13 protein-coding genes are annotated in these 16,125 nt (G+C 52.2%); 2 read left to right on the forward strand and 11 right to left on the reverse strand.

All coding sequences use genetic code 11. From position 1 onward, the window contains the following. Positions 1-104 precede the first annotated feature (104 nt). The gene (locus DOCECA_RS00925) at positions 105-1,430 is read left to right on the forward strand and encodes an APC family permease (protein ID WP_434562320.1); all 1,326 of its coding nucleotides are present in this window, start codon (positions 105-107) and stop codon (positions 1,428-1,430) included. A 317-nt stretch (positions 1,431-1,747) separates the two neighbouring features. On the opposite strand, the gene DOCECA_RS00930 is transcribed toward DOCECA_RS00925, so the two are convergent. Together DOCECA_RS00930 and DOCECA_RS00935 are read right to left on the reverse strand one after the other, a co-directional pair. Then, entirely contained in the window at positions 1,748-1,969 is a 222-nt protein-coding gene (locus DOCECA_RS00930) for a hypothetical protein (RefSeq protein WP_445571323.1), read from the reverse strand. Between the two features lie 133 nt (positions 1,970-2,102). Further along, positions 2,103-3,077 (reverse strand): hypothetical protein, encoded by a 975-nt coding sequence (locus tag DOCECA_RS00935; protein ID WP_445571324.1) that lies wholly within the window; start codon positions 3,075-3,077, stop codon positions 2,103-2,105. Positions 3,078-4,184: 1,107 nt separating this feature from the next. Here DOCECA_RS00935 and DOCECA_RS00940 point away from each other — a divergent pair. Further along, positions 4,185-5,171: a hypothetical protein gene (locus DOCECA_RS00940; protein WP_445571325.1), complete on the forward strand. Its 987-nt coding sequence runs from the start codon at positions 4,185-4,187 to the stop codon at positions 5,169-5,171. 112 nt (positions 5,172-5,283) lie between these two features. On the opposite strand, the gene DOCECA_RS00945 is transcribed toward DOCECA_RS00940, so the two are convergent. From DOCECA_RS00945 to DOCECA_RS00985, 9 genes are all read right to left on the reverse strand, one after another. Continuing rightward, positions 5,284-6,036 (reverse strand): hypothetical protein, encoded by a 753-nt coding sequence (locus DOCECA_RS00945; protein WP_445571326.1) that lies wholly within the window; start codon positions 6,034-6,036, stop codon positions 5,284-5,286. A 630-nt stretch (positions 6,037-6,666) separates the two neighbouring features. Then, entirely contained in the window at positions 6,667-9,030 is a 2,364-nt protein-coding gene (locus tag DOCECA_RS00950) for a hypothetical protein (protein WP_445571327.1), read from the reverse strand. A gap of 152 nt (positions 9,031-9,182) precedes the next feature. Next, a complete protein-coding gene (locus DOCECA_RS00955; protein ID WP_445571328.1) occupies positions 9,183-10,142 on the reverse strand; it encodes an SIR2 family NAD-dependent protein deacylase in 960 nt (319 codons plus the stop codon). Between the two features lie 92 nt (positions 10,143-10,234). Continuing rightward, positions 10,235-10,519: a hypothetical protein gene (locus DOCECA_RS00960; RefSeq protein WP_445571329.1), complete on the reverse strand. Its 285-nt coding sequence runs from the start codon at positions 10,517-10,519 to the stop codon at positions 10,235-10,237. Positions 10,520-11,028: 509 nt separating this feature from the next. After that, positions 11,029-11,217 (reverse strand): hypothetical protein, encoded by a 189-nt coding sequence (locus DOCECA_RS00965; protein ID WP_009045452.1) that lies wholly within the window; start codon positions 11,215-11,217, stop codon positions 11,029-11,031. A 66-nt stretch (positions 11,218-11,283) separates the two neighbouring features. After that, a complete protein-coding gene (locus DOCECA_RS00970; protein WP_445571330.1) occupies positions 11,284-12,126 on the reverse strand; it encodes a chromosome segregation protein SMC in 843 nt (280 codons plus the stop codon). Positions 12,127-12,217: 91 nt separating this feature from the next. Next, positions 12,218-15,112: a DUF927 domain-containing protein gene (locus DOCECA_RS00975; protein ID WP_445571331.1), complete on the reverse strand. Its 2,895-nt coding sequence runs from the start codon at positions 15,110-15,112 to the stop codon at positions 12,218-12,220. Then, the gene (locus tag DOCECA_RS00980) at positions 15,109-15,378 is read right to left on the reverse strand and encodes a DUF3077 domain-containing protein (RefSeq protein ID WP_042956433.1); all 270 of its coding nucleotides are present in this window, start codon (positions 15,376-15,378) and stop codon (positions 15,109-15,111) included. Before DOCECA_RS00980 ends, DOCECA_RS00975 begins: the two co-directional genes overlap by 4 nt. After that, positions 15,375-15,665: a hypothetical protein gene (locus tag DOCECA_RS00985; protein ID WP_010457912.1), complete on the reverse strand. Its 291-nt coding sequence runs from the start codon at positions 15,663-15,665 to the stop codon at positions 15,375-15,377. Before DOCECA_RS00985 ends, DOCECA_RS00980 begins: the two co-directional genes overlap by 4 nt. Positions 15,666-16,125: the final 460 nt, after the last annotated feature.

Genomic DNA, 16,125 nt, shown 5'->3' on the forward strand with positions numbered 1-16,125 from the left:
CAAGCAACACGTTTGTGTTGAAAAAAAACAGAACAAGAACCTAACACCCGAAATTGCGCCGAACTCGGCTCTGCCATAAATCTAATAATTCGGAGTAGTCACTCATGGCTCATTTGCAACGCACCCTGTCATTGGGGTCGGTGGTGCTGTTCGGCATCGCCTATATGACACCGATCATTGTCCTTGGCACTTTCGGTATTCTCGCTCAATCCACCTCCGGCATGGTCCCCGCCGCTTACCTGGCAGCACTGGTGGCGATGTTCTTCACCGCGATGAGCTACGGCCGAATGGCCGCGGCGTTCCCTGTCGCCGGTTCGGCCTACAGCTATGTCCGCAAGGCGATCAGCCCGAAACTCGGTTTCATCGCCGGTTGGGCGGTATTGCTCGATTACCTTTTCTTGCCCATGGCCATCTGGCTGATCGGCGCGGCCTACCTTCATTCCGCATTCCCGACCGTGCCGCAGTGGCTCTGGGTGCTGGTCTTCATTGGCATCACAAGTGCGATCAACATCGTCGGTCTGAAACTGGCCAACGGCATCAACGCGCTGTTGATGCTAGTGCAATTCCTGGTGCTGATCGCCTTCGTTGCGTTGTGCGTTCATTATGTCGGCGGGGATGCGAGCACACCGTTATGGTCGGTCGAGCCCTTTTTTAACGGTGACATGCAGATGCCATTGATCATGAGCGGCGCAGCCATCGCCTGTTATTCATTCCTGGGGTTCGACGCGGTCAGTACCCTGACCGAAGAAACCCGCGATCCGCGCCGTACCATTCCACGAGCGATCATGCTGATTACCCTGGTCGGCGGATTGATCTTCGTCAGCGTGTCGTACTTCGTGCAGATCGCCCATCCGTCGTCCCAGTTCGACAGTGTCGACGCGGCGGCCTATGAAATTGCCCGCAATATCGGTGGCGACCTGTTCGTATCGATCTTCCTGATCGGCCTGATCGTTGGCCAATTCGCGTCGGGGCTGTCGGCTCAGGCCAGCGGCTCCCGGCTGTTGTTCGCCATGGGCCGAGATGGCGTACTGCCGAAATCGTTCTTTGGCGCCTTGCATGAACGCTTCGGTACGCCGGTCAACAGCATTCTCTTGTGCGCTGTGGTCGCGTTGCTGGCGCTGAAACTGGACGTCACCACCTCAACCTCGTTCATCAATTTCGGCGCGTTCCTGGCATTCAGCCTGGTGAACCTGTCGGTGATTTTTCACTACTGGATCGGCGCGCAGAAGAAAGGGCTGCGTGAATTCGTGTTGTTCCTGCTGTTCCCGTTCGTTGGTCTGGCGGCTGATGTATGGCTGATGGTCAGCCTCGATCACTTGGCGATCTACCTTGGCCTGAGCTGGCTGGCGATTGGCTTGGTGTATCTGGCGGTGCTGACGGGAGGTTTTCGTCGCCAGCCACCGGAGATGGATTTCCAGGAAGCCACATAAATCACTACGCCCCGTGGGAATAGCTGAATCTTGCGGGGGCATTCAGGGAGATATACCCAGAAACAAGAAAGCCCGCACTAGGCGGGCTTCTTGTTGTTCAAAGACATTCAGGAACATCTTTGAACAGGACTTGGTGGTACACAGTCATTTGAACTGGTCCTTTAATGTCTTGTATTTATAGGGCTTCGTATCGTCTTGTTCAGTTAGGCATACATATAGGCATACAAGCTGCCTGTCTCTGCATGCTGATATCGTGGGATCCCGCTAGGTAAGGCGTCACCAGATGGTCGGCGGTAGGCTCTGATGAAGGCCGATATTTACCTTTTTGTTCGACCTTCTGCCGCCAGTGAGGCCAGGGCGAGGGTAATAAATCCTGAATTCTCATCCAGGGTGTCCAGTGTCCCTCTGATGTTTTGGGCCACCTCTGAAGATCCTCGTTGCTCAACCCAGTTTGACAGCTCCTCAACAGCCGCCGCCAATGCCAGCTGGTTTTCATTCATGCGCTTTAGCAATGATGCGAGTAGCGAGACATCGTCCATGAGCGTTCTCCAAGGGCCAGGGTCATAGAAATTGCTTCGTAAGAGACGGCCCACTTTTGTTTATTTGTCGAGGGTTTTGGGTGTGGCGAGTGTTATACGATGCGACAGCAGCATTTGCTTAGCGCGCTCGATACTACTTCCAACGCTGAAAGGAAACGGATTCTGGTTGAAAAAGTTGAAACTGCTTTGTCTTTCCATCGCCTTCATATTGGGACTTGAGCTGCCCAAAAGTGGGTATTGATGACATGGACCAGCCAGACCGAATGGAACCGTATAGCGAAGACGCCAGCAAATCCAGGGCCGGTTCCGGGGAATTCAGTTGTATGGTGACTCTCGAGAAAGGATGAGCTTCACCGAAATCGTAAATTGGCAAACGAGCTGCAGCCACCACTGCCTTCGCGAATTGTTCAGAAGCGACTCTTACCGGGCCCTCACGCTGTACGCAGACGGATCGCAGAAAAGTCGCCAGATCTCGTGAGACTAGTAAAACGAACAATAAAATCTCCCAAGCCAGGCTCGTCAGAGAAAATAGCTTTTTTGATCTGTGAAAAGTCGAGCTTGGGCCGACAACGCCGTCGGCGACACCTTCGATGAAGAAGCCATGCAATGCACCTACATGCGCTTCGTCCTTGAACTCAAGCGTTGCTAGACGAATCCGTGATTGTTGATGCTTGATGGCGTTAGCCGCGGAGGCTACAAAATGTTTGTGTTGCTTCACTGCCTTATCGAGTGCCCTATATGCCTGATTTTTATCACGAATGCTGGTGTGCTTGAAAAATCCAGTGCAGATCGATTTCACATCATCAACATGCTCTGCTGCTGCGTACAGGGAAAGCTCGACGTAATCGATGATTTCCAGCAGCACATCACGAGTATCACCTTGAGGATCCCCAGTGTTCGGCGTATTGAAATACGTTTCTACCCTCTGACACAGGCGAATCAATTTGTCAGATACTCGGGAAATCGAAATGTTGTAGATCCCAAGAGGGAGCCGTAACCCTTCCTGCTCATGGTAGCACCCCTCATCCGACATGGCGGTGAGGATTGGATGGGCTTCCAGAGCTGAGACGGCACCCGTGATGTCAATGGGAAACTGAGGTTTATTCAAAATAGGTCATGCCCCGATGAAACAAGGTGGGTGGAAAGAGTAACCGTTATGCCACATCGGTTAGCTTCTGGAGCATAGCTTGTGCCAGTCTAAATCGGTGCAGGGCCCCTGAGGGTTTTTCCTTTGTACGGGGTAGGAAACCCGCGAGATCTTGGTAGCGACAGTTCCCCGAGCTTACTGAAATTTCGACGTTGAAATCGAAAGGATATTGAAGAAAAAAGGGCATCGTTACCGCAACGGTAAAGGTGAGCCATTGTGTTGTTGATAGCGAACGGTTGAGCCCGGTCAACCTTCGAGGTGGTGTCAACCACGTCAACCTGTCAACCGACGTAGAAAACTTAATCGCTAACAAGATGCTGCGGGTTTCCGACCCCGTGTGCAGTGAAACCTCCCAGGGTCCCCCATGTCTCACCAATATCGTCAGAGACCCTAGCAGTTGTTGTCTTTTTCCGATGCGATGAACAATCACCTACCCAAGGAGTCATGAAGATGTTCGCTCGCTGACGGCATTCCCACTCTAGGGGGGCGGGGGAACCGTTAAAGCAGTGTTACAGAAGTTACAAGTGTAACGGGTATCCATAACCATATGATTTCATGCGGCTTTTTCTTCGTTACATCACGTTGGCAGCGAATCAGTTTCGAGTGTTACGCAAATTTTATGTGTTACGCCTTGATAGGCATTTTTACGATTGCCAGCTGTCGGCAACTGCGTCCACTAAGGAAACCATCTACCAACAAACAGCCAAATGTCGGCGATCCGGAGCATACCTGGCGACTTCAGTGAATGGGATAGGATGCCTGCCGGATCTGCGCGTGGGCCTGAATCTTGAACTGAGCCGTTTCTGAGTCCACATGGAGAAGGTTGGTAGGGGCGCTACACTACACAGCGTGGCGGCTGCTTAGAAATTGCGAAAAGGGCCAGGCTTGGGAGGCCTTCGGGCCAGCAAAGCGAGGGGCCGGCGGGAAGCTATGCTCTATCCGTCACTGAAAAGCTGACGACTCTAGATTGTCTGCTGCAGTTACCTACCCACAGCTGGCGATCATTATCGGCTTAGTGTGGTACATCGGCTGTGCTTCAGCCTCACTCCGCCTGATCTAGGAACGCAAATGAAATGGAAGAGCAGGAATCTTAGAGAACTCGCCCACATTATTTGTGGCGACTCTGAGCACTTTCGGTATCGTTCAAGCAGCTACATCACTGAGTTCTTTCAAGATTGTGACTTAGATTACGCCCACGACGGTTCAACCCGCTGGGCATGGGTTGCAAGCAGACTGGAGGAGGTGTTCGCTCTCCCGCATCCCAGCCCTTCGGTTCCGCCTGATGCTTTCATCCGGATCATCCGTGCGACTCTCGACAAGGGAGACGCGCAGGAGGGCGATCCGGACAGGAACAAAGCACTTGCCGCGCTTAATGCAGTGCTGGTGCGCGAAGGTTGGGAAGCGTTCTACGACGAGCACGGCCTCGGCCAGTTGCGCCACAATGCCACGAACACCATTGCGCAGATGGCGAACCCTCATCGTCCGCTGACTCCAGCGGAGCTGGAGCGCCGGGAGATACTCACCACGTACCTCGACAAGTGCTCCGAAGATGAGCTGATTGAGGAGGTGCTGCTGCCGCTGTTCCGTCAGCTTGGATTTCATCGCATAACGGCAGCGGGTCACAAAGACAAGGCGTTGGAGTACGGCAAGGACTTATGGATGAAATACACTCTGCCGACGCTCCATGTCCTCTACTTCGGTATTCAAGCTAAAAAGGGCAAGCTAGACTCAGCAGGCGTCGGTAAGCCTGGTTCGGCGAATGTCGCCGAGATTCACAATCAGGTAAACATGATGCTTGGTCACGAGATTTTCGACTCGGAACTGAGTCGACGAGTGCTGGTTGACCACGCATTCATCATCGCGGGCGGTGAGATAACAAAGCAGGCAAGAAACTGGTTGGGCAACAAGCTGGACGCCACGAAGCGTTCTCAGATCATGTTTATGGACAGACAAGACATCCTTAATCTTTTCATTGTTACGAATCTGCCGTTGCCAAAGAGCGCTTTGCCTCTCCCGAAAGTTATAGTCCCCTTCGACGATGACATACCGTTTTGAACTGTGGCTTTTCGGGACCATACACAAAAAAACGAAGCCATTGATTTGGCTCCGCTTTATATCGTTTATGTGGCCTATTTACGCTCTGCACGGAACTGATCGGGAAGCACGTTTAAGTAGGAACTTGCACAGGCTCGCCTTCGATTATCCTATAGCTCCTTTGAACGAGTGTCATCGGGTTCGAGGTGAAACTTTCTACCGTTGTAATCTGAGTGATGTCCGATAGGTCTCCGATATTTAGCTCTAACGCCCCTCTATCGTTCAGTGCCTCAGATTCAGCGCCAACGCATAGTCTGTACTCTCGTTGCCAAGCATACTCAATCGGTTTGCGAAACAATCCTATCGGGCCGCTGTAGTCGCTGAAATCTACGTAATCGACTTGGCCGTAGCCACCTTCAAAGAAGGGAGAATTATAAAGGTGAGGGTGGCTTGCAATAGCTTGTGAGAGCCTTCTAGAAAACTCAACGTGGTTCGTAATACGAAGGACATGGGTACCAAACTCTTGGAAACGATCACTGAATTGCAGCATTCCGTTATTGAGTCCCCAAATCTGACCGTCATTTCCGGCTGACACAGAACCCAGGCAATACACCATAACGGTTTCAGGGCGAGGCAGGTTCAGGGTCATGATTGTCTCTGGGCTCAATACGATTTCGTCGTAACCTTCAACTTGAAGTGCGAGCTCGGTGACAACCCCATCCCTTACACGAGAGCTGAGTTTAAGATACACATTCTCAAGCTCATCCCTTCGAAGCGCAGCGCCGGCTTCACCTTCAAGCCTCGCGAAATAGTCGACGCTGTTCATGTACAGCAGACCACGCTGCAGCGCCTGTAGTCGATCCAGATTAGCCACCTTGAACAGCATCCAACACTGCTTGTTCGGTATGCGATCAGATATCGCTTGCAACTGCACTTTACCAGATATCATCTTGCCCCCTAATCACTACAGATCATTTCTCAACCTACGGGATGGGACTGACTACGGCTTCATGCTTGCGGCGGCCAGCTCTGATCCGTGATCGCACGACACCGATATTGTCGTCAAGGGTGCTAGGGCTCCATTCACTTTTCCCACCTCAACACTGGTCCCTCGATCACTTTATCCATTTTGAAAGCTCTATGAAGGTTGCTCGAAGCGCGTCTGGGCTATGGCCGAGTCACTCTAGCACTTCTGCAGCGGTTCGGAGCTGAGGGGTATTAATCTGAACAGACCTGTTGATGAGTCCGAAGAGCACCACGGTGGCGAGTTTGGCAGCCTCTGGTCGCCGACTGACTTTTTTGACCAATGACTGCTCAGCGCGAAGGCCTGAAACCGATCTGTATCCGACGTTTGCCAGGGATTAAAACGGACAAAAGCAGACTTAATCAAGTCTGCTTCGATCATTATCAACTAGCCATATCGTAGTCACCGTTCCCTGAGATTTTCGAAGGATTCAGTTCAGAGCGCCGGTCCATGGTTTTCGGTGACTAGATTTCGTTTTTTTATGACATAATATTATAATGAATAACGACGCCCATGCCTCGCACCTGCTCGCTCCAAAACTCTCAAGAGATTTTTTCTGAGAGGATTTTGTGCGCCCACTAACAAGGGTAACAAACTATCGGTGATAAAGCTTTCAGTAGCTGCAGCTCCAAGAAAGTTGCTCCCTAGTCTACGTTCACTTTTCTCACGAGCCAGCTCAGCCAATATAAATGAAATGGCCTCACTGCTAATGTCGTCTGTTGTAACATCTAGCCTTTCCAGTACATAATCTAAAATTAAGTTACGGTACTCTGAGTCGCGGTTGAACTCTTCAATAAAAGATTTTCTGGTCTGGCTAAGGGTGTGGGTACCAAATATGTCACCAAGTCGAAATAAAAACCAGTTTCCATCTTTGGTAGTAAGTTCAGCCTGCATCCATTCCAACCACCAACTTATATCGCCTATATCAAGAGTGCCTAAATTCTTTAGAGTGACGGGAAAGGAATTGCCTATAATAGCATTAGCAAAATTCATGTCGCGCAATCTGAGCAGCTTAAGGAAAAACAACTCACGTCCCTTCCAATCTATATCAATATCCTCAAGAAGTTTAAGTGGTAGAAGCCGACGTTCTTCAACTGAAAGATCAGCTACCCTCGCGAGCTCGGAAAAAACCGGCTCCATATCTTGCGGGTCTGCGCAATGCAACAAAAGTGCCGCTAAAAGTCCACTTTTTGATAGTGCATCTATTTTTACTTGCGCCGCTATATCTGGTCGCGCACGACATAGCTGTTTTAATGCCTCGCTCGCCCATGGGGTTTCTATAAATTCTTGTAAGCGAACTGCATGAGAATAAGTAAGTCCGTCCAAGACGGCTTTATCCTCTTGCCCAGAGGATAAAGCAATACGTGCTATGGGTTCGACAGCATATTTTACGCCTTTTAGTAATAGGTCTCCTGCCACATCTAGGGCCTCTGGCGTATTATGTTCTCCGAGAGCTTCGCATAAGATTTTAGCCCTGTATTGATTAGCTACAGGCTCACCGCTCACTGCAGGAAGCAATTGAAGTATGGCGGGCAGCTCTAGTTCTTGAAATAGCATACTAACCGCCATACTAAATCCGCCATAGTGCTCCTCGTCGATATCCGGGTTTGAGTTTATCTGAGCTTGAATTTCATCAGCAAAACCGGCTACTGTAAGAACGGACTCCTTAGTGATAAAGTGAGCTAAACCGTCAACGGCCCTCAAGCAAAAATTAAAATCATGTCTATTGAGAAATAGCAACTCAATAACCTCCTGCACCACAGAAGACCCTTTTATTGAGTTTAGGAGGCAAACAGCAATCCCTCCCAATGAATCTCCAAACTTTATAAATTCACGAACTATATCTTCGTGAGCTTCTGAAACTTGTAGGCCGTACTCAATGGCGTGCTCAATTCTTGTCGAAAGCTCACCCTCGCGATTTCTTAAATCGTACAGAGCATTTAGCAGTTCTGAAACAATTTCATCACGTCCGATCTCAATGTATTTAGAGGCGTTTATTGCTAGCGCCATATCAGCTTTAACAACATCACTCAAAAAGCTTTTCGCCTGAATACTCGACAAAAAGCTCAGGGTGAGAAATAGACCCTGATCCCACCGTCTAAGAGACAGCTTCTCTTTTAGTTCTCTCGGATCAGAAGTGTACCGTCGGGCTAGCTCGGTAGCCGCTAGATATTCTGTTACTGACTGATGAATAAAGGCGATTCGGCCTTTAGTATATGTAATGAGAATTGATTCGGAGATAAGCCAGTTTACTATTTCCAGAGAGGTTGCCTTGCAATCCTCGATCAGCGTGCTATTTAGCTCGCTTATTAAGTTCGCAACTTGGAAAGCCTCGGCCCCATTATCTAGTGCCGCGTACGCCGCATTGGAAAGGGCCTGCTGAATGTCTAGCTTGAAACCAAAGCGCTTGTGAAATGCGAGACTAATGTTATCAAACAAGCATTTATAGAAGTCTTTGGGGTGTGCGTCATGAGTCAAATCAATTTTTCTGGAAATTATATATTGGAAATAAAATGGCCTTTGTATTAAGTGAAATATTTCCTTGCTAAATCTGCCCTCAAAATTAACGCCCAGACGCGCAAGTTCCGCTGTGACAGCTTCAGCCTCAATATATTCAAGACGAAATGTTGGGAATTCTAAGCGCGACAAACCATCTGTGGTTCTTGAACCTACTATTAGGGAGGTCTCGCCTATCTTACCCACAAAATCCAAAAAATCAGGTTCATATGAACCACTCTCTAAAAATTCTCGCGGCATCTCATTGAAAGAATCTACAAATATTTTAACTTTGTAATGTTTAATTAACTCCTCAAGCGGCAGGCTTTCTGGTAAAGATTGTTTCACAAGGTTGAGCAAGTCACCACGGTATAGTTTTAAATCTACAATTATTGGTATAATGATCAGCTCTTTAATAAATTCTCCTGAAAGACAAATGTTGTTTAGTTTGTCTGCTAATTTAGCCGCTGCTCGGTGCAGGGAGTATGTTTTTCCCGCGCCTGGCAGGCCTATCAGTAATAGGCGGTCGGGTCCTGCAATTTTTCAACCAGTCCGTAGTTGAATCGTTGCGCATCAAACCCCGCCAATTTTTTCCTTCCCCCGTCAGGACCCACTCGGATAGGAAACTCAGGGCTTTGCTTAGGATGCCTACCTAAAACAGCTGCATGCCTAGCCAATGCCAGAAGCACATCAGAAGATTCCGGATCAAACGTAGATTCTTTTTGTATTTTAGTGCCTTCTAGAAGAGAGTCTAGCAGCGAAAGTAACGGAGTATGATCTCTAGATTTGTTGGGCAGCTCAATTGTATTATAACCTACAATGTGAATCCCATAATTTCTTCTCCAGTAATCAATCTCTTGCTCCTGTATATCCGCCATTATTGCATAGTGGTCGCGAACGCCTCCTTTGTAGGTGTTTGCTAATAAATCCCGGACATAGATAAAGTCCGGATCTCGGAGTCCGAATCCAAGGTACAAAACAGGCCTGCTCGCCAATAACATTTTTACCGATTCTAATGCTGCTTGATTTTCGCCCTGTGGCAACAAGCGCCTATATTGTTCTCTAGTTAGAATTATACTTTCACTGTCGGCGGCATCGCCGTGTGGCTTAAATATAAAATCTGTCGCCCTTGCGTGCACAATTTCTGCCGTCTCAGTCAGTTGCCGATTTGTAACAGGGGGGCGATAAAATCTATCTGGTTGCCATTCTCTGAGACTCTGCTCAATCAAGTCATCATAATTTGTGGTTACAAAGCATCTCGGCCCTAACGAAACAATCTTTCGGTGAATTTCATGTGGCCTTGCTTTTCCATATCGACAAGCCGCACGTACAAATTCGCCAATCTGCTGTTTTGTAAGCTTGTCAAAGCCATAGCTTGCGGCTTGCAGTAAGTCGCCTTTTTTAGCTTCAGCTCGTATTAAATCTGCACTTCCAACTCCCTGCTCGACAAACTTTGCGAGTTCTTCGATCATTCCGGACCATGTTGGAAGACCGGCCCATAGCGATATTCCGGATCCTACAAATATAATAGTGTCTGGCTGGCTGAGTATTTGTTTTAGTTTTATCATGTCTTCGAGCGCTCGCTAGCGGTGCAATCTTGCCCATGCTTTCTAATCTGCAAAGGCCGTGGGCGTTTATTGCGCGTCATCACTATATCCCTTAATGTATAATTACTCAGTGTGATGTTAATGCCTTTCAGCAGATGTTTAGAGACCCGCTCAGGCATGGATAAAAAGCCGATAACTCTACCTAAATTGGATGGTTCCCTATCGAACACAATCTCAGTTGTAGTTTGTGAACTCCAGTATAGGCTGCCAAATATCCATGCGGTCATGATTTTTTCTTTCATAGTAGGCTCCAAACCATCACATCTCCGATACGATATCGAGCGCCCCTTTCAGCAACAAAACACGCCTAGTAGGTTGATAGTATAGATTTCGCGACTGTACACAATTCATGAGTCGGTCCTGGCAAGCCTGGTAGTCGATAATGGCTCGCAATGATCGCTGGTCGAAGTCTGCTCCTTGCTGAAAGTCGTCATGGGTGAGTGTGCGCTTTTGGCCGACTCTGTTGAAAAAGTCAGGTTCTTCCTGACTAACCGCATAATGACCGCTGAAGACGCCGTTTTCGCATACTGCTACGCGAAATCTGAGCCTGGAACCCTCTATCAATTTAAGGATTTCAATCTCAAGCGCGCGCTTTTCTACTGTGGAAGCCAGGGTCGATTTTTTCAACAGAATCGGCCGAAAGCTACCTTTTCAAATCAGTAAGAGGTGGGACTGAACAGATAACCTGTATGCTTAACCAACTACTAGATAGAGGAGGCAGCGGGTAGCTGGCTAGGCCCTCCGCTGAACTCTAGCTTCGGCGCTTCAATTGCTGATCGATGAGGCTCAGTTCCGCTTTGATCGCATTGGCGGTGAGGCTTTGTATTGCTGTGCTTTTCCCCCAGCGAGAGCCCATGAGCTTGAGCAGACCGCTCAGATGGGTTTTCCTTGCCTTCAGTGTTTCGGTACGACTGGGGCTGTTCTGCGTGGCGGTGTTCATAGTGCTGATCCTTGGGCATTGTTTAAACAGCCCACCGGAGTGGGCCGTTTCAGGGGGGGCGGGGCGTTACAAAGCCAGCACGTCTTGTACGGTGTACCGTACTGAACGCTCGGAAAGGTCATTCCAGGCCCAATTGCTGAAGTTCTCACCTTGCTCTGGAACGTTGAGCTTGAGCAGCGCAACAGGATCCCGATCAATCATCCGACGCGCCGCGCAAAGTTGCCCGCCAACATCAAGTAATGCCTGAGCCGCCTCATTCCACTTCTCTTCGAGCACCGCGTTGGCGAGGTGCAGCGCCTTGTTCTCGATTTTCTGATGTTCTTGCTGTGCTTCAGCGATGTGCTGATCGATGGTGGCCAGCTCTTGTTCGAGAGCGCTGATGATCAACTGCTGACGACGGTTGTGCTCGGCTACCGTCGCGAGGTTTTTCGCGGCTTTTTGGGCGTCAGCATTAGCCGTCTTCTCGCCTTCGGTGTCGCCCCACGCTACAGCCTGAGCGTAGGCAGTTGCCGCTTCGGTCTCAGCCTGACGCGCTTTTGCCATTTCGTCTGTGGCTTGCTGACGAATTTCATTCAGGCGGGTGCTGACACTCTGCCGCTTTTCGTTGAGCTCGTGCTCGTCGGCTTTCCACGTCGCCATGGCTTCGCGGTAGCCCGCCATCAGGGTTTCGTGATTGACGACGTTTTCCCGTCGAATGATTTTTTGATTCAACCGATCAATTTCAAAGTCCAGCGAATCACATTTTCTTTTCCGCTCAGCATACTGATCCTGGGTGTCCCGCTCCCGGCCTGGCTCGATAGACTCGGGGGCCGCTAGAGCGGTCTCATAGTGCGAGAGTTCGGCTCGCAAGCGATGTACTTCGGAGGTCAGCTGCTCACGGCGGTCTTTCAGTTCTTGGATGTCGTTCATTGTTTTGTCTCTGTGCAATTTGATTGGGTTGGGATGAGCGGCTGGCGAGGCCGGGAATCAGCCGGCGCTACCTCGATCAGTAGGGATGCCTTCAGGCAGCCCGAGCCTCGCTCTCATCCGTGCCCGGAATCGTCTTCACGATGTAACAGCGTTGCGGGCCTAAACCGGGAAACCGGACCAAATTCGATGCCTTGCCATCGCTACCAGGTTCCAACACACCCCGGTGCAGCAGTTCCTTGTTCACGGCGTTGATGTTCATCCCCCGAAAAATTTCGGATCGCCACGCCTCGGGCAGCACGTAGTAGGTATGGGTGGTGTGCATGGTGTCGCCCATGCCGTGCTCCAGGGTTTTGCGAAAGCCCAGGCGGTCGATAGTGCGTGGCCCGTGCTCATCGATCTTCGCGGCAGCGGTTTCCCATCGGGTGAAGCGGCTTTCACCAAAGCGCTCAATGATCTGGCGAAGGCGGGCCAAGATCGCATCACCTTCAAGGTTTCCGGCGCCGCCACGCTCATTCAGCCACGCGCTCAGGCACACACGTGCCGCTGTGGTCGCGGTGCCGTCGGGCCAGCCAGTGATGCCGAGAGCGGTAGCCAGCTCTCCGGCGGCTGCGGCCAAGCCAAAGCGTGCGGCGGCTCGGTGTGCCTGCCCACTGGCCGACGCGGGGAGCGCTTTGGAAACAAAGCCTTCCAGAGTACGGCGCAGGATGGCTGACCATCCGTGCATTTTCCCGGGCTCGCATAGGGCCGCCAGAAAGGCGGTGAGTGGCGTGCCGTAGTATTTGGCTACCCGCGCCTTGAGCGCGTCAGAGAGGGCCGCTGCGTCGTCGAAGCCACTCAACACGTCGAACATCCCGAGACCTTTACTGGCGTCCGCTGGCACGGCGAGCATGCGCACCTCCATACCGGCTTTCAGCTCCTTGTTTGCCTCGGCCATGTGCTGTGCCAACGTCTTCTCGCCCGTCGAAAGAAACAGCAAGCGCCACTCCTGTACCTGTCGGCCCGCTTGTCCTCGATCATTGGCGCGAGCCTTGCCGGTGCCATTGCCGAGCATGTAGACCGTTTCACCGATGATGCGCGGGTCGCACATGCCGATTTCATCCAGCACCAGGAGCCCGTCCGAATGCGCGGCGGCGATGGATTCCAGGGCGTTGTCTGTCGAGCGCCAGGAGCGCACCACACGCGGCCCGCCATAGATCGAGGCGGCCACTTGCAGGTGGGTGGTCTTGCCACCGGAGCTGTCACCGTAGAGGTGAAACCCGCCTGATTCGTGACCGAGCATATTTAACAGCGGTCCCGCAAAGGCCACGCTGACGACGAACGCTAGACGATGGTTACCAATGCACAGTGCGCCGATTTGCTCCTGCCATTGTTCCAGCGTGCCGGACTCGCTGATCGGTGGGAGTTGTGCCCCAGCCTCATAGAAGTGCAGGTGTTCGTCATGCGAACCGATCTGCCGTTCGGGCAATAGGAAGGCATTGCCGTGCCAACCCAGTCGAGTGACCAGACGAGCCCGTTGCGCACTGTCAAAGCCCTGCAAATAGCTTTGCAGGTCGTTGCGTGCGTTACGTCCTGAGCGGCTTCCAGCCAGACGTAGACCCATGTCCACCAGAGGGCCAAGTACGTCCTTGCCAAAGTCACCGGTCATGGTCCGGGCGGGAATGTTCCAGCGTTTCTTCTGACCGTCCGGGTCGTCGAACTCGACCAGCAAGCCCCAGTTATGGCCCTTGTCGTCACGGGTGCGAGCGAGGATCTCCAGAGGCGAGCACACAGGCCGCGCTTCGCCGTCGTCGCCAGAATAAAACACGCCTTCTGGGGTCAGACGAAAACCGCCGGGCAACAGGTCATTTTTTGATTTGGCGGGTCGCTTGGTTTTGGGCTGTACCTTTGTTTCGATTTCTCCGGCCGGAGCGGGGGCGGGTGCCGAGCCAAGCAGCTCGCCAGTGCGCTCCAGCTCGGCGAGGTGGGCCGATGTCCAGCCCTTGGCGAGTGCGTCGGCTGCATCATCGCCATCGTCCCATTGATCACCTTTGGCAAAGGTCGGTTTGCCATTCTTGAGCGTGGGCTTGCGTTTGAAGATGTCCAGGGCGATTGCTTGCACTGAGGCGGCGCCGATTTCACGCAGCTTTTCCGCGACGGCCTCCATGCAGCTCTGACCGCTGGAGTCATTGTCCGGCCACAACAAGACCGACCGCCCTTTCAGCGGTGTCAGGTCGGCTTTGTGCCAAGAGTTGGAACCATTCGGCCAGCAGGTCGCCACGTAGCCCGGCATCAGCTCGGCAGCGGCATCGACGGCTTTCTCGCCCTCGCACAGTACGACCGGCGCATCGAGCCGTTGCGACAATTCGTTCAGGTGCAGAAGAGGGCGCGGATCGGGCAGACCTTGCCAACGCCATTGAGTGGTTTGACCGTCGGCGCGTTGGCACCAGGTCAACGGTGCAAAGACTTTCCTTGGCTTGCCTTCTTCGTCCGGCCCCAGGTCGAACCGATAAAGCGCCATGAGGGGCTGGCCTTGGGCATCGCGATAGATCCAGACCTTGGAGGGCACGCCGTGTTGCCGATGCTTGGCCGGGCACTTGTCCATGGCTCCGACCGGGATCGGTTGGATGGCAATCCATTCCGGCGCTTTACTTTTGCTCAGTGTGGGCTTTGATTGCGCGGCGCCTGCCGATACGTGCAACAGATCCGCCAGCTTGTTGCAGGCCTCGACGTCTGTGCCGCCGTCGAGGTAGCGCACCAGGTCGATCAGGTCGCCGCCCTTGTCACCGGTAGCAAAGTCCGCCCAGGTGCCCTTGCTCAAGTTGACCTTAAGCGACCCGGCTCGTTTGTCCGTGCGGGTCGGATTGGGAGCGGTGTATTCCTTGCCGCCATCGACCCGTTTGCCGTTGGGTAGCCAGTGCGCAAGTACGCGATCAATCTCCTTGAGTGCGGCACTTTTCACGTCGGCAAAGCTGGGGCGTCTTGTCGATTTGTTTGTGCGCTGGGTCATGTATCGGCCCCCGGCATAAACATGGCATCGTTCACGTCATCGATCAGGGCTTTTGCCATTTCGCCGAGGTAAAGCGCGCACCAGCTGTAGCGCTCGCCTTTGTCACTCATGGCGGCATCGAGCGAGAGTTGATTGGCGTAATGCTGGAGGAGTGAAACCGTTTCGAGCGCGTCCTCAATAGGAATGCCTGCATTCACACGAAACACGCCCTGGCCGGAGGTTTTATTGAAAAACGACGCTCGGCCTAATGTGGTGGGAGCGCTCATACGGCACCGCCTTTCTGATCCATTGGAACAGACGTGGTGTCACCGTGAAGAGTCAGGGTTTTGATTAGTCCCAGGGTGCCCCGGACATCCCAAATAACAGCGGCGAGGACGTGATTGGCTAGGCGTGGTCTGTCGCTTTCGCTTTCGAAATGGTCCTCAAGCAACATCAGCACTGACTCTGCGCGGTTGATAGCACAGGTGATTGCATCAACCGGGACACCCTTCTCGATGTCTTTGCTGACGCAGAGCAGGTCTTCGGGCAAGGCGAAACTGAGGGAGGAATTCATTGGGCACCGCCTGCGGCTTCGAGAGCGCGAGCTTTGACCATATGGGCGTTGTAACGGGCAAGACGAGTAGCGAGGCTGGAATTGGCGTGTAGAGCGGCGAGAGCCATTGCACGGTGTGCAGCGGCGCGAATTTTGGACGGATTGAGGGCGTGTTGCATTTGTGAAGGCTCCTTGTACTGAGGAACCGCCACCGTCTGCCGCCAAGCAGATTAGGGTGACGGATTGCGCAGGATTGGCGGACCGGCGTACAAGGAGACCGGCGCACCCGAGGGTGCTCCTACGCAACCCGCCATAACACGGGAATGCAGACACAAAAAAAGCGCCTGCAATCGTAATGGGGGCGCTGTTGCGCCTTGTACTGTTTGGGCCGCCAAGCCCATTCGCTGAATTTGCAGCGACGGCCAGAGAGTACCGCTCGTTTTTCGAAAGTGCAACTACGGGGGTGGCTTGCGGATTTTTC

It is taken from the genome of Pseudomonas sp. E102 (assembly GCF_052660185.1).